The organism is Devosia sp. LC5 (assembly GCF_000735585.1).
In the GTDB taxonomy this organism is placed as follows: domain Bacteria; phylum Pseudomonadota; class Alphaproteobacteria; order Rhizobiales; family Devosiaceae; genus Devosia.
In genome coordinates, this window is record NZ_JNNO01000043.1 from 164,326 (window position 1) to 177,345 (window position 13,020).

Annotated in this window: 15 protein-coding genes; 8 read left to right on the forward strand and 7 right to left on the reverse strand. The window is 62.5% G+C overall.

The features are described from left to right. Positions 1-86: 86 nt before the first annotated feature. Both FF80_RS17070 and rplQ read left to right on the forward strand, forming a co-directional pair. Positions 87-1,112, forward strand: coding sequence for a DNA-directed RNA polymerase subunit alpha (locus tag FF80_RS17070; RefSeq protein WP_244445809.1), 1,026 nt, complete (start codon positions 87-89; stop codon positions 1,110-1,112). Positions 1,113-1,144: 32 nt separating this feature from the next. Then, positions 1,145-1,570, forward strand: a complete 426-nt coding sequence (gene rplQ, locus FF80_RS17075) for a 50S ribosomal protein L17 (RefSeq protein ID WP_035102660.1) — start codon at positions 1,145-1,147, stop codon at positions 1,568-1,570. 64 nt (positions 1,571-1,634) lie between these two features. Here rplQ and FF80_RS17080 read toward each other — a convergent pair whose 3' ends face one another. From FF80_RS17080 to FF80_RS17090, 3 genes are all read right to left on the reverse strand, one after another. Continuing rightward, positions 1,635-2,375: a phosphotransferase gene (locus FF80_RS17080; RefSeq protein WP_035102662.1), complete on the reverse strand. Its 741-nt coding sequence runs from the start codon at positions 2,373-2,375 to the stop codon at positions 1,635-1,637. Positions 2,376-2,607: 232 nt separating this feature from the next. Next, the gene (locus tag FF80_RS17085; protein ID WP_035102664.1) at positions 2,608-3,138 is read right to left on the reverse strand and encodes an ATPase AAA; all 531 of its coding nucleotides are present in this window, start codon (positions 3,136-3,138) and stop codon (positions 2,608-2,610) included. Between the two features lie 134 nt (positions 3,139-3,272). Beyond that, positions 3,273-4,454: a hypothetical protein gene (locus tag FF80_RS17090; RefSeq protein WP_035102667.1), complete on the reverse strand. Its 1,182-nt coding sequence runs from the start codon at positions 4,452-4,454 to the stop codon at positions 3,273-3,275. A gap of 199 nt (positions 4,455-4,653) precedes the next feature. Between FF80_RS17090 and FF80_RS17095 the strand changes: the two genes are divergently transcribed. Beyond that, a complete protein-coding gene (locus FF80_RS17095) occupies positions 4,654-6,138 on the forward strand; it encodes a Do family serine endopeptidase (protein ID WP_244445806.1) in 1,485 nt (494 codons plus the stop codon). Here FF80_RS17095 and FF80_RS17100 read toward each other — a convergent pair. Then, entirely contained in the window at positions 6,135-6,701 is a 567-nt protein-coding gene (locus FF80_RS17100; protein ID WP_035102668.1) for a hypothetical protein, read from the reverse strand. The genes FF80_RS17095 and FF80_RS17100 overlap by 4 nt on opposite strands. A 128-nt stretch (positions 6,702-6,829) precedes the next feature. On the opposite strand from FF80_RS17100, the gene FF80_RS17105 reads away from it, so the two are divergent. The 5 genes from FF80_RS17105 to FF80_RS17125 are packed head-to-tail and all read left to right on the forward strand — an operon-like array spanning position 6,830 to position 10,962. Then, a complete protein-coding gene (locus FF80_RS17105; RefSeq protein ID WP_035102670.1) occupies positions 6,830-8,143 on the forward strand; it encodes a replication-associated recombination protein A in 1,314 nt (437 codons plus the stop codon). Between the two features lie 10 nt (positions 8,144-8,153). Further along, positions 8,154-8,537: a fluoride efflux transporter CrcB gene (gene crcB, locus FF80_RS17110; RefSeq protein ID WP_035102673.1), complete on the forward strand. Its 384-nt coding sequence runs from the start codon at positions 8,154-8,156 to the stop codon at positions 8,535-8,537. Continuing rightward, entirely contained in the window at positions 8,534-9,520 is a 987-nt protein-coding gene (locus FF80_RS17115; RefSeq protein WP_035102675.1) for an RluA family pseudouridine synthase, read from the forward strand. The genes crcB and FF80_RS17115 overlap by 4 nt, the downstream gene beginning before the upstream one ends. Then, entirely contained in the window at positions 9,517-10,179 is a 663-nt protein-coding gene (locus FF80_RS17120; RefSeq protein WP_035102677.1) for an HAD-IA family hydrolase, read from the forward strand. Before FF80_RS17115 ends, FF80_RS17120 begins: the two co-directional genes overlap by 4 nt. Before the next feature lie 3 nt (positions 10,180-10,182). Then, positions 10,183-10,962, forward strand: coding sequence for an ATP12 family protein (locus tag FF80_RS17125; protein ID WP_035102679.1), 780 nt, complete (start codon positions 10,183-10,185; stop codon positions 10,960-10,962). Here FF80_RS17125 and FF80_RS17130 read toward each other — a convergent pair. The 3 genes from FF80_RS17130 to cysT are packed head-to-tail and all read right to left on the reverse strand — an operon-like array spanning position 10,959 to position 12,996. Next, positions 10,959-11,315, reverse strand: coding sequence for a dihydropteroate synthase (locus tag FF80_RS17130; RefSeq protein WP_035102681.1), 357 nt, complete (start codon positions 11,313-11,315; stop codon positions 10,959-10,961). The genes FF80_RS17125 and FF80_RS17130 overlap by 4 nt on opposite strands. 26 nt (positions 11,316-11,341) lie before the next feature. After that, positions 11,342-12,157, reverse strand: coding sequence for a sulfate ABC transporter permease subunit CysW (cysW, locus tag FF80_RS17135; protein WP_052153697.1), 816 nt, complete (start codon positions 12,155-12,157; stop codon positions 11,342-11,344). A 2-nt stretch (positions 12,158-12,159) separates the two neighbouring features. Then, on the reverse strand, positions 12,160-12,996 hold the full coding sequence (cysT, locus tag FF80_RS17140) for a sulfate ABC transporter permease subunit CysT (RefSeq protein ID WP_035102683.1): 837 nt from the start codon (positions 12,994-12,996) through the stop codon (positions 12,160-12,162). Between the last annotated feature and the right edge of the window lie 24 nt (positions 12,997-13,020).

Sequence of the window (13,020 nt, forward strand, 5' to 3'; positions counted from 1 at the left end):
AGAGCTCCCGGCCGATTGAATGGGCCGGGAGTCTTATTGCGTTTGCGGCGGAGCGGCTCGGGCTGGAGCCGCGATTTTGAAAGGACATTACCGTGACGATCCAGAGGAACTGGCAAGAACTGATCAAGCCGACCAAGCTGGAGATTGTTTCGGGCAGCGACAACGCGCGCGTGGCTTCGGTAGTTGCCGAGCCGCTTGAGCGCGGTTACGGGCTTACCCTGGGTAACGCTCTTCGTCGTGTGCTGCTGTCGTCGCTTCAGGGCGCGGCAGTTACCGCAATCCAGATTGACGGCATCCTGCATGAATTCTCCTCGCTTCCGGGCGTGCGCGAAGACATGACCGACCTGGTCCTCAACGTGAAGGAAATCGCGTTGAAGATGGGTGGCGAAGGCCCCAAGCGCCTTGGCCTCACCAAGCAGGGTCCGGGTGCCGTGACCGCTGGCGACATCAAGGTCACCGGCGATATCGAAGTGCTGAACCCCGAGCTGGTGATCTGCCATCTCGATGACGGCGCCGAAATCAATATCGAGTTCACCGTCGACACCGGCAAGGGTTACGTTGCCGCCGACAAGAACCGTCCGGAAGATGCACCGATCGGCTATATTCCGGTCGATGCGCTGTTCTCCCCGGTTCGCCGCGTCAGCTACAAGGTCGATGCCACCCGCGCGGGTGAAAGCCTCGACAAGGACAAGCTGACCCTGCAGGTCGAGACCAATGGTGCAGTATCGCCGGAAGATGCCGTGGCTTATGCTGCGCGTATTCTTCAGGACCAGCTGTCGGTGTTCGTGAACTTCGAAGAGCCCAGCAAGGAAAAGGCACAGGATGCCGTTCCCGAACTGGCCTTCAACCCGGCGCTGCTCAAGAAGGTCGACGAACTCGAGCTTTCGGTGCGTTCGGCCAACTGCCTCAAGAACGACAACATCGTTTATATCGGCGATCTGATCCAGAAGACGGAAGCCGAGATGCTGCGGACCCCGAATTTTGGCCGCAAGTCGCTCAACGAAATCAAGGAGGTCCTGGCACAGATGGGGCTTCATCTCGGAATGGACGTCAACAATTGGCCACCCGAGAATATCGATGACCTCGCCAAGCGCTACGAAGATCATTATTGATCCCGCGCTGCCAAGCACTTTAGGAGACCACCATGCGCCACGGTAATTCCGGCCGCAAGCTCAACCGAACCGCCAGCCACCGTAAGGCTATGTTCGCCAATATGTCCGCCGCGCTGATCAAGCACGAGCAGATCGTCACCACCCTGCCCAAGGCGAAGGACCTGCGTCCGATCGTTGAAAAGCTGATCACGCTGGGCAAGCGCGGCGACCTGCATGCTCGCCGCCAGGCGATCGCTCAGGTTCGCGACGAAGGCCAGGTGCAGAAGCTGTTCGCAGTGCTGGGCCCGCGCTACAAGGACCGTCAGGGCGGCTATATCCGCATCATGAAGGCTGGCTTCCGCTATGGCGACAATGCGCCGATGGCGGTGATCGAGTTCGTCGATCGCGACGTCAATGCCAAGGGCCTCGATAGTGGTCCGGTGCAGGTGCGTGACGAAGACGAGTCCGAAGCCGCGTAAGCGACATTCGGTTCAAGATTTGAGGCGGTCCGCGTTTGAATGCGCGGGCCGCCTTTTGCTTTGTTCAGATCGCTCGAACTTCGGCGAGCCGCTGGACGGAATAGTCGTCTTTCCAGCAGACCGCCGCTTCCCATGCGGCCGAGGCTTGCGCGGCGATGTCAAATTCCGCAGCATCGAAGCCGGCGGCATTATGGGGCAGGGCCAGGTCAAGCTCCGGGACGTCGGCATGCGCCTCGTCCCAATCGATCAACGCGACCCGCTCGGCAGTCATGCGGATATTGCCCGGATTGGTAGGATTGCCATGCACCACGCAGGTCTGCCGCCCGGCGAGCCGCGCCCACGCCGCCCGGCAGCGCGCGACGGCCTCGGCCGGCATCGCAGTCAGGTCGATCCGCGTTCCGGTATCGGCATGCAAAAGGTCGGTCGAGGATCGCCAGCCGGGCCGTTGCGGCCGGCCCTGCGTCAAGCGATGCAATTGCCGAAGCGTGTCGGCCACCCGGCGCCAGTCGGCCTCTGTCTCGGGCGGTTCGCCCTCCATATATTTCATCACCATCAGCCCATCGGCAAACAGCCTGCCATCTATGGTCGGGATCGGCGCCGGCACGGTCAGGCCCGAATGCTCGAGATGCTGGAGGAGGGCGCCCTCCCAAGCCAGATCCGCGTCACTCCGCTTGCCCAGTCGAGCAACCGCGAGCTGCCCATTGATGCGCACGCTCCACACGTCATTGGAGGAGCCTCCGGCCAGCCGCTCAACGCGCTGCGCATCGGCACCCCATTGCCCGAGTGCGTCCCACCCCGTCGTCAGGAGATAGCGCCCCAGAACAGCGCAACGCCCAGACCCATGCAGAGCAGACCGACCATAATCATGGCGAGCCGGCCGCGCCGCGGCGATTTCATCATAATGCCCAACATGGTCGTCTCCTCCGCATTTTGGCTCAGCTTAGGCCCGAATGGCATGATGGGGCAATTGCCGCGGTCGATGTCAACAGTCCGTTGCCCTCTGACAGCGAAATGTCACGTCAACGCTAACAGTGTGCTCACAAATTCCACGCCCGCGCGAGGGCCTTCACCTCACGGAGGGACGCGCAGAAAACCATCGGCAATCCGGTGGCCTTGGCGACGCGGCGAGAGCGGTCGGCATTGTTCCGCGTTTTCCAGATCCAGCTCACCATCTGCCATTTGATGCTGTCGCGATTACCCGGAAGATTGCCGGCCCGCTCCTTTTCCAGCAGCGTTCGCCGGAAATACCGGCTGAAGCGGCGCAGGTAGTGGTCGTCCACGACGACAACGCCAGTGGCCCGGGCAAAGCGCTGCGGCATGAGCACAGAGTAATTGCCTTCCATCACCCAGCCCGGTTCCAGGATCGCCGCGTCATGCAGGGCATGGAATTCGGCGTCCGGCCGCACCTGCCAGTCGGTGTTGGGTAAGTGGCGCAATTGGTCGAGATGGATAGCTGGAATATCGAGCTTCTTGCCGATGGCAATGGCCAGCGTCGACTTGCCGGCATTGGTCGGCCCCATGATCACGATGCGGCGGCCGAGGGCGTCAAGCGGTTGAAAGGTCTGCATTTTCAGTTCCGATATATGGTTTGGTGGGATCGGGGTGGAAAAGCGAGGAAGGGCAGGCGAACTCCGTGTTGGAGAGACAAAAATCCCCGCCGTAGCGGGGATTGATGGTTGATCATAGGCAGGGGATTGCAGGCCTATTCGGGCTGCACATCCTTGCCGGTATAGACCTCGTCGACCCAGAATTGGTCTCGGCGGTCGAAGCCGTTGAACGGGGTCAGCGAGGCCTGGGTATAGGCGCCCATCAGGCCGAATTCGATCCAGTCGTCTTCATCGATATCGGCGGGCAGGGTGAATACCTGGGGCAGCACGTCATAGCTGTCGCAAGTGGGTCCCCAGACGGTGAACTCGGAGAATTCCGCATTATTGTCATGCACGCGCGCACCGCGCCACACCCGCACAGGTGGGGTGAAATGCATGAACTTGACTTCCATCAGGCTGCCATAGGCCCCGTCATTGACATAGACCGACTGGCCGCCGCGCTGATGCTTCACCCGCAGCAGCAGCGAGGTCGAAGAGGTGACGAGAGCGCGACCGGGTTCGATGATCAGCTCGGGCTTGTTCTTCTCGCCGAAATGATCGTTGACCGCCGTCGAGATGGTCTCGAAGTAGTAGTCCATCGGCGGGGCTTCGCTGGTCGGGTAGGGGGCCGGATAGCCGCCGCCGATATTGAGGCGCTTGAGCTGGATATTGGATTCTTCGACGATGCGGGACGCCGCTGCGATATGCCGCTCATAGGCATAGGCGTCTTCGCACTGGCTGCCGACATGGAAGCACAGGCTAGGCGTGTAGCCCATCTGGTCGACCATGGTGACGATTTCGGCCGCGCCCTGTTCCATGACGCCGAACTTGATGCCGAAATCATAGGATTTCAGCGCCTTGCCGGCCTTGAAGCGGGTGGTCACTTCCACATCGCGCGAAGGCGAAACAACCGCCGCCAGTTGGTCGAGCTGCTGGGGATGGTCTATGGTGAAGGAGCGGACGCCGAATTCTTCATAGGCGCGAGCGATCTCGCGCTTATTCTTGATCGGGTTGTTGTAATGCATCACCGCGCCCGGCGCGTGGTCGCGCACCAGTTCCATTTCGGTGTTGGAGGCGACGTCGAACGCCTTCAAACCTTCGCGATGCAGCTGGGCGATGATGTGCGGGGACGGATTGCACTTGACTGCATAGGTCAGCAGCCCGTCAAAGCCCTTCTTGAACACCTTTGTGGCCTTGTGCAGCTCGCGCTCGGAAAACAGGAACGCCGGGAAATCCGGGGCTTCCGCCGCGATCAGCGCGGAGGTATTCGGGTAAACCTGCTTCGGCTCAGTGGTCATGGACGACTTGCCTTTCGGGGCTGGAGAAATGCGGAAAACGAGCGCTGCATATAGGGCCGTGTGCCCCCTCACGCAAACGTTTATTTGGCCTCCAATTGCGACGGGGGCGTGACGCCTTTTTCGTGACAGAATCCGGGCGTTTGCCTTGCCCCGCGCGGATGCCACATCAGGGCAGAAGCGCTGACCGGAGGTTGGTTCGATGTCGATGCGTTCGTGGATTATGGCAAGCTGTGCCGTGGCGGTTCTGGCGGTTGGAGGCACGCTCGCTTACTCGCCCTGGAATGCGCCCAGCCTGGCGCAGGCAACGGCGCCCGTGCCCGCGCCCGTGCCGCCAGCTCCCGTGGCCCCAAGTGTGGAAGTGCCGCGCAGCGATGCCGAAATCAAGCTGAGCTTCTCGCCGGTAGTCAAGGCTGCCTCGCCCTCGGTGGTCAATGTCTACGCCACCCGCATCGAGCAACAGACGGTGTCGCCCTTCGCCAATGACCCGTTCTTTTCCCGCTTTTTCGGGCGCAACCAGTTCCAGAGCCGGCCGCGCGAGTCCCAATCGCTGGGTTCGGGCGTGATCGTGGACGCCGGCGGCGTCATCCTCACCAATCGCCACGTCATCGAAGGCGCGACCGATGTGCGCATCGCCCTTTCCGATGGCCGTGAATTCGCCGTCGACATCGTCATCGAGGATGCGCAGACTGATCTTGCGGTATTGCGCGTGCGCCAGCCGGGCGATGCGGTCTTCCCCGCCATCGTCTTTGCCAATTCCGACTCCCTCGAAGTGGGCGATCTGGTGCTGGCCATCGGCAATCCGTTTGGCGTGGGCCAGACGGTGACCAGCGGCATTGTCTCCGCCCTGGCCCGAACCGGGGTGGAAAGCTCGGATTATGAATTCTTCATCCAGACCGATGCGGCGATCAATCCCGGCAATTCGGGCGGCGCGCTGGTCGATCTCGATGGGCATTTGGTCGGCATCAATACCGCCATTTATTCGCAGACCGGTGGCTCGGTCGGCATCGGCTTTGCCATTCCGGCCAACATGGCCAAGATGGTGGCGCAGGCCGGCGTCAGCGGCGGGCAGATCGTGCGGCCGTGGTTTGGCGCCAAGATGCAAGCGGTCAATTCCGACATCGCCCAGAGTCTTGGCATGCCGGCGCCCCACGGCGCGCTGATCACCGAAGTGGCGCCCGGCGGGCCGGCCGAGCGGGCGGGCTTTGCCTCGGGCGATGTGATTTTGAGCGTTGATGGCATGGCGGTCGATGATCCCAGCGCCTTCAACTTCCGCCTCGCCACCAAGCCCATCGGGCAGGGGACCGCGCTCGAGCGCGTCCGCGCCGGGCAGAGCGAAGTGGTCAATTTCACCATCGAGGCAGCGCCGATGGCGTCCGGGGACATGATGGCCGCCATCACCGGCTCGTCGCGCTTCGCCGGGACCAGCGTGCGCCAGATCGATGCCGCGCTCGCCGAGATGAAGGGGCTGCCCTATGACGCCAAGGGCGTGATCGTGACCGCCGTCGAGCCCGGTTCGCCCGCCGAACAGATGGGGCTCAAGGCGGACGATATCATCCTCTCGCTCAACGACATCCCGATGGACACTGCCGCTGCGTTCTCGCAGACGGCAAGCCAGCGCGCCCGTACCTGGCAGATTATCCTGCAGCGCGACGGCCGGGTGACGCGCTCGATCGTGAGCGGCTAGTCGAGGCTGATTTCGGGCACATCCATCTGCGCCAAGGTGTTGATCGCGCTCTGGCGCCGGTCCTTGAGGCCGGTGAGCAGGGCGCGGGCGCCATCCTCGCCATAGCCGCGCCGGCTGATGGCGTAGAGTACCAGACCGTCCTCGATCGGGGCATAGCGATAGGCGTTCCATTCGACGACCATGCTGCCGCTGCTCGAATCGCTGAGCATGAAATCGAGGATGATTTCGCCGGTCTGTTCGTTCCGGAGCACGTCATAATTGACTACGGGGTCGCTACCCTTGCGTTGGTCAAGGCTCTGCACCATCGCTGCCGCAGCCGCTTCCGGGGTGGTGCCATTGGTCAGCACGTCGATCATGAACATGTCTTCGAATTGCTCGACGGTCTGGCCGGCCGGCACATATTCCTGCTTGAAATAGGTCTCGTTCGGGTGGCTCGTCCAGGCGAGCGCAAATTCGACATTCTCGAAGGTGATCGGCCCCGGCGCGCCGATGGCGTCGGTCTGGGCGCTCACTGGCGATGCCATGGCGGCAAGGAGCAAGAATGCGGTGACGAAACGATGCATGGAAGGCCCTCGATATTGTGGTCGCGCATTAATGCTGACAAACGCGACATTGGCAATTCGCTGCCGGTTTGTCTTGCTCGCGCCGCCGCCCTATCTTACGCAGAGCCCATCATAGAGACTATTCAGGCATGGCTGACCTTTTCGCCGCAGACCCCAGTGAAACCGACCGCGCGCGCCCGCTTGCCGATCAATTGCGGCCGCGCTCGCTCGACGAGGTGATCGGCCAGAGCCATCTGCTCGGGCCGGAAGGGACTTTGCGCCGCATGATTGCCTCCGGCCGGCTGGGCTCCCTCATTCTGTGGGGACCGCCGGGTACCGGCAAGACCACGGTGGCGCGGCTCCTCGCCGACCAGATCGGCTATACGTTCGAGCAGATTTCGGCGGTGTTTTCGGGTGTTGCCGATCTCAAGAAGGTCTTCGAGAAAGCGCGCTTCGAGCGGCTGTCCGGCCACCGCACGCTGCTGTTTGTCGATGAGATCCATCGTTTCAACCGGGCACAACAGGATGGCTTCCTGCCGGTGATGGAAGACGGCACCGTCGTGCTGGTGGGGGCGACGACCGAAAACCCATCCTTCGAGCTCAACGCGGCCTTGCTGTCGCGCAGCCAGGTGTTGCGCTTTGAGTCGCTGTCACTGGACGATCTGGAGAAGCTGGTTGTGCGGGCGGAGGAACTGACCGGCGCGGCGCTGCCGCTCAATGACGAGGCTCGCCACACGCTGCTGACGCTGGCCGACGGCGACGGCCGCGCCTTGCTGGGCCTCGTCGAGGAAGTGCTGGCCTCGGCCAGGGAAGGCGAAATTCTCGACGCCGCTACTATGCTGACAGTGATCCAGCGCCGTGCGCCGATCTATGACAAGGCGCAGGACGGGCACTACAATCTGATTTCGGCGCTGCACAAGACGGTGCGCGGTTCCGATCCCGATGCGGCGCTGTATTATTTTGCCCGTATGCTCGACGCTGGCGAAGACCCTCTGTTTCTCGCCCGGCGATTGATCCGCATGGCTGTGGAAGATATTGGCCTCGCCGACCCGCAGGCGCTGCCGCAAGCCGTTGCCGGACGCGATGCCTATCAGATGCTGGGTTCGCCCGAGGGCGAACTGGCCCTGGCGCAGGTTGTCGTCTATCTGGCCCTGGCGCCCAAATCCAACGCTGTCTATACAGCCTTCAAGGGCGCCACGAGCGTGGCCAAATCCACCGGCTCGCCGACCCCGCCCATGGTCATTCTCAATGCCCCGACCAAACTGATGAAGACCTCGGGCTATGGCGACGGCTACATCTACGATCACGATACGCCCGAGGCATTTTCGGGTCAGGAATATTTCCCGGAGAAGATCGGCCGGCAGAAATTCTATGAGCCGGTCGAACGCGGTTTTGAGCGCGATCTGCGCAAGCGGCTCGACTATTTCGAGCGGCTGAGAGCGGACAAGAAGCGCGAGGAATAAGGTACGAATAATGCAGAGTTTTCTCCTCGTCGGCCTTGGCGGCGCGATTGGCGCCATGTCTCGATACGGCGCCTCCATCGTCGTGGGACGTGTCTGGCCGCATGCCTTTCCGCTCGGCACGATGCTGATCAACATTGCCGGCTCCATTGCCATGGGCCTGTTCATCGGCCTTCTGGCGCGCACCCTGCCACCCTGGGCGCCTGAGGCGCGCCTGTTCGTCGCCGTGGGTATATTGGGCGGTTTCACGACCTTTTCCTCCTTTTCGCTGGATACGATCGTGCTGTTTGAACGCGGCGAAATGGTACAAGCCGGGCTCTATGTGCTGTTGTCGGTTGTGGTTTGTCTCATTGGCCTTTATCTCGGGCTTTTGGTGACCAGAGGCAGCCCGGCATGAGTGCGGTACAACAGCGGCAGGTAAGCAGCGACGAAGACGGGATGCGTCTTGATCGCTGGTTTGCGCAGAATTTTCCGCAGCTCGGTTTCGGGCGGCTGCAGAAGCTCATTCGCAATGGCGAAGTGCGGGTCGACAAGGGCCGTGTGCAGACCAGTACACGCCTTGCCGCCGGACAGACCGTGCGCATTCCACCGATCGATGATGCCGAAACGGTCAAGCCGGTGCGCGTCAATTCGGGCGATGCCCAATTCCTGCGTGACATCATCCTTTATGAGGACGAGGACATTTACGTCTTCAATAAGCCGCATGGCCTGGCTGTGCAGGGTGGCAGCGGCACGTTCCGCCATCTCGATGGCATGCTGAAAAGCCTGCCCAACAAGATCGGCGAGGCGCCGCGCCTGGTCCATCGCCTCGACCGCGACACCTCCGGTTGCCTGGTCGTCGCCAAGACGCAGTCGGCGGCCAGCCATTTTGGCGAAGTGTTCCGCTCGCGTTCGGCCAGGAAGATCTATTGGGCTGTGGTGGCGGGCAATCCCAATCCGCGCCAGGGCGAAATCTCGTGTTTCCTCGCCAAGCAGGCGACGACCGATGGCGAGCAGATGGTGGTGGTCAAGAATGGCACGCCGGGCGCGCAGCATTCGATGAGCTATTATTCGACCACCGATACGGCCAGTCGCCGCTTCGCCTGGGTCACGCTCAAGCCCGTAACCGGCCGCACGCACCAGTTGCGCGTGCATATGGCCCAGCTCGGCACGCCAATCATTGGCGATCCGCGCTATTTCAATATCGAGAACTGGCAGGGCGCGCCCGGCCTGGGCGAGGGGCTGCAGCTGCATGCCCGGCGCATTGCCCTACCACTACGCAATGGCAAGCGGCTGGACGTGTCCGCGCCGCTGCCCCCGCATATGCGCGAGAGCTTTGATGCCTTGGGGTTCGATCCCGACCGGTTCGATGTCAGCAAGGACCCGGAGGACGGCGCATGACGCTTGTCATGTTCGACATGGACGGCACGCTAATCGACACCCAGGCGCTGATCACCGAGCACATGGCGACGACCTTTGCGGGGGCAGGGCTCGATGCGCCAAGCCCTGCCGAGTCGCGCCGCGTTATCGGGCTCTCGCTGCCGGTGGCCCTGGCGCGACTTGCCCGTACGGATGATCCGGTGCTTATCGACAAGCTGGTCGAGGACTATCGCAGCCACTATCGGGCTTCCGTGCTGACCCATAGCGACCGTGAAGGGCTGTTTCCCGGGGCTTTGGAGGCGCTACAGCGTCTGCAGCTATGGGATGGCATACGGTTGGGCATAGCCACAGGCAAGGGCCTCAACGGCGTCCATCGCATCACCGGCAACCACAATATCGCCGACTACTTCGTCACCTTGCAGACTCCGGACCACAACCCATCCAAGCCGCATCCGGGCATGCTGCTGCGCGCCATGGCGGAAACCGGGGCGCTGCCGCGCGAGACGGTGATGATCGGCGACACGACATTCGATATCGAAATGGGCAAGGCTGCCGGCGCCTGGGCCATTGGGGTGAGCTGGGGCTATCATGAGCCGGCCGAGTTGATTGCGGCCGGCGCCGATATCATGATCGACCGCTTCGACGAACTCGACGCGGCGATCCGCAAGGTTTTGGAGTAGGCCATGCGCGACCAGCTGGAAGATGCCCACAAGCACATCGACGACGGCTATGGCCGGGCGCAGCATGCCAATCGGGTGGAACTGCCCAAGCGGTTCTACAAGGATGTTGGTGTAGCGCCGGTCGATGGCGGCTTCGCCGTCACGCTGGATGGGCGGCAGGTGCACACGCCCGGCAAGAAAATTCCGGTCGTAGTGCCCGCGGCAGCCATTGCCACTACCATGGCGGAAGAATGGGCCGCGCAGGCAGAGTTCATCAACCCGGCGACCATGCCCATGGTGAGGTTGATCAATTCGGCGGTGGAAAGCGGGAACGAAACCATCCCCGCCTTCCGCCAGGAGATCGTCAAGTTCGCCGCCAGCGATCTGATGCTCTATCGCGCCGATGCGCCGCAGGAATTGGTCAGCGAACAGGAACTGGTGTGGGACAACGCGCTGGTTAAGCTCGCGCGGCACTTCGGCGTGCGGTTCCAGCCCACGATCGGCATTATCCATCAGGCGCAGCCGCAGGCGAGCCTGGACCGTCTTGCCGAGACGCTGGATGGCGAAAATCTCTTTGTCCTCACCGCACTCGTCAACATAACGGGGCTCACGGGATCGGGGCTGCTGGCCATCGGGCTGTGGCACCGGCTGTTTAGCGCCGACGAGGTGTGGCAGGCGGCGCATGTCGACGAGGATTATCAGATCGGCCTATGGGGCCAGGACGAGGAAGCGGCAGCCCGCCGGGCACAACGGCGGGTCGAATTCGACACTGCCGTGGCCGTGCTGGACGCGTTGCGGGCCTAGATAGCTCGGGGCTTGCCGGCAATTTCGGCCCCATGCAGAGCGATAATTTCGGCCATCTCCGCCGCTTCCTCACCCTCCAGCGGGCATACAAGGGTCGCGCCTGCTTCGATGGCCTGGTCGACCACCAAAGCCCGGCGGCTGGCTATGGCGATTGGCGCGGCGATCCCCGCATCGATTAACGCCTCGATGGCCGGAACAATGCAGTCCAGTTCGCGCTGAACGCTGGCCGTGTCCTCGCTCGCCAATTCAATGATTTCGGCCCCGCCCGCCAGTGCCGCCCGGGCGCGGGACAGGACATCGACCCCGGTGACGACACGGGCAATGACGGGCGGTCTGAATGCGGAAGCGGGCATGCCGAGAGCCTACCGGCCCACCGCCATCATTGCCAGCCGCGAGATTCCAGCGTCGACTTCAAAATCAGCGTCACCACGGCGATCAGGGCGAGCGTCGATGACGCCGCGAAAGCCCCGGTGACGTTGAAATCGTTGAACAGCTGGCTGATCTGCAGGGGCAGGGTGTTGGTCTGGCCGCGGATGGAACCGGAGACGACCGAGACGGCGCCGAATTCGCCCATCACCCGGGCATTGGTGAGTACTGCACCATAGACGATGGCCCAGCGGATATTGGGCAGGGTGACGAAGCGGAACATCTGCCAGCCATTGGCGCCGAGCGAGAGCGCGGCTTCCTCGTCCTCGGTGCCTTGCTGCTGCATGAGCGGGATGAGTTCGCGGGCCACGAAAGGCGCAGTGACAAACAGGCTGACCAGGATGATTGCCGTGACGGTGAACATGAGCTGAATGCCCATGCCCTGCAGCACCGGGCCGAGCAGGCCCTGGCCGCCATAGAGGAAGAGATAGACCACGCCGGCAACGATGGGACTGACCGCGGCAGGTAGCTCGATGACGGTGATGACCAACTGGCGTCCGCGAAACCGAAACCGGGTGGCCAGCCAGGCCACGCAAATGCCGATGACGATATTGATCGGCACGACGATGACCGCCGTGAGCACGGTGAGGCCGATGGCGTGCAGCGTGGTCCGTTCTAGGATATTGGCGAAATAGACACCGACGCCCTCGCGCAGCGCGTAGGCGAAGATAAGCGCAATCGGCACCACCAGGATCAGCGCCGAGAGGACCACGGCGAGGCCGATCAGGGTGATTTCGGCGGGGGATCGGGTGTGGACGCGCGTCGTCATGGTCAGGTGCTCCGGTCCGCGTAGCGGACTTGCCAGGACTGCAGCGTATTGGTGGCGAGCAGGGTGAGGAAGGCGGCGAGGAGGAGGACGAAGGCCAGGGCCGCCGCGCCTTCATAACTGTATTCATCGAGGCGGATGAAGATCAGCAGCGAGACGATTTCCGTCAGGCCGGGCAGGTTGCCCGCGATGAACACGACTGCGCCAAATTCGCCTAGCGAACGGGCAAAGGACAGCACACAGCCGGTCATGAAGGCCGGCAGGATGGTGGGCCAGATAACGCGGGCAAAGACTTGCCAGCCGGTGGCGCCCAACGTCTTGGCGGCTTCCTCATAGCCTGCCTCCACGTCTTCGAGGACCGGCTGGATGGTGCGGACGACGAAGGGAATGGAGGTAAAGCTCATGGCAATGATAATGCCGAGCTGGGTGTAATTGACCTTGAAGCCAATGGGCTCGAGCAATTGGCCATACCAGCCGGTTTGCGCGAACAGTGTTACGAGGACGAGGCCGGCAACTGCGGTGGGCAGGGCGAAGGGCAGATCGACCAGCGCGTCGAGCAGGCGCTTGCCGGGGAAGCTGTAGCGGGTGAGCACCCAGGCAAGCAGCAGGCCGAAAAAGCCATTGAAAACAGTGGCGGCAAGGGCCGAGCTGAAGGTAATGCGATAGGCGGCCAGCGAGCGGTTGGACGCGACGATGCGCCAGAATTCTGGCCAGCCCATGCCGCCCACCTTGAGCAACATGGCCAGCAGCGGCAGCACGATGATAATCGTCAGATAGAGCATGGAGACGCCCAGCGTCAGCCCGAAGCCGGGCAGGAGGTGCTTGCTGCGTCGCGATGCCATCTTGGTCCTTCAAATGGTTTTGGC

Bases quoted from the DNA above. Each gene is read 5' to 3' on its own strand.
- cysT (WP_035102683.1), bottom strand. From the start codon at position 12,996: ATGGCATCGCGACGCAGCAAGCACCTCCTGCCCGGCTTCGGGCTGACG.
- FF80_RS17095 (WP_244445806.1), top strand. From the start codon at position 4,654: ATGTCGATGCGTTCGTGGATTATGGCAAGCTGTGCCGTGGCGGTTCTG.
- FF80_RS17090 (WP_035102667.1), bottom strand. From the start codon at position 4,454: ATGACCACTGAGCCGAAGCAGGTTTACCCGAATACCTCCGCGCTGATC.
- FF80_RS17115 (WP_035102675.1), top strand. From the start codon at position 8,534: ATGAGTGCGGTACAACAGCGGCAGGTAAGCAGCGACGAAGACGGGATG.
- FF80_RS17105 (WP_035102670.1), top strand. From the start codon at position 6,830: ATGGCTGACCTTTTCGCCGCAGACCCCAGTGAAACCGACCGCGCGCGC.
- FF80_RS17125 (WP_035102679.1), top strand. From the start codon at position 10,183: ATGCGCGACCAGCTGGAAGATGCCCACAAGCACATCGACGACGGCTAT.
- cysW (WP_052153697.1), bottom strand. From the start codon at position 12,157: ATGACGACGCGCGTCCACACCCGATCCCCCGCCGAAATCACCCTGATC.
- crcB (WP_035102673.1), top strand. From the start codon at position 8,154: ATGCAGAGTTTTCTCCTCGTCGGCCTTGGCGGCGCGATTGGCGCCATG.
- FF80_RS17130 (WP_035102681.1), bottom strand. From the start codon at position 11,315: ATGCCCGCTTCCGCATTCAGACCGCCCGTCATTGCCCGTGTCGTCACC.
- FF80_RS17100 (WP_035102668.1), bottom strand. From the start codon at position 6,701: ATGCATCGTTTCGTCACCGCATTCTTGCTCCTTGCCGCCATGGCATCG.
- rplQ (WP_035102660.1), top strand. From the start codon at position 1,145: ATGCGCCACGGTAATTCCGGCCGCAAGCTCAACCGAACCGCCAGCCAC.
- FF80_RS17120 (WP_035102677.1), top strand. From the start codon at position 9,517: ATGACGCTTGTCATGTTCGACATGGACGGCACGCTAATCGACACCCAG.
- FF80_RS17085 (WP_035102664.1), bottom strand. From the start codon at position 3,138: ATGCAGACCTTTCAACCGCTTGACGCCCTCGGCCGCCGCATCGTGATC.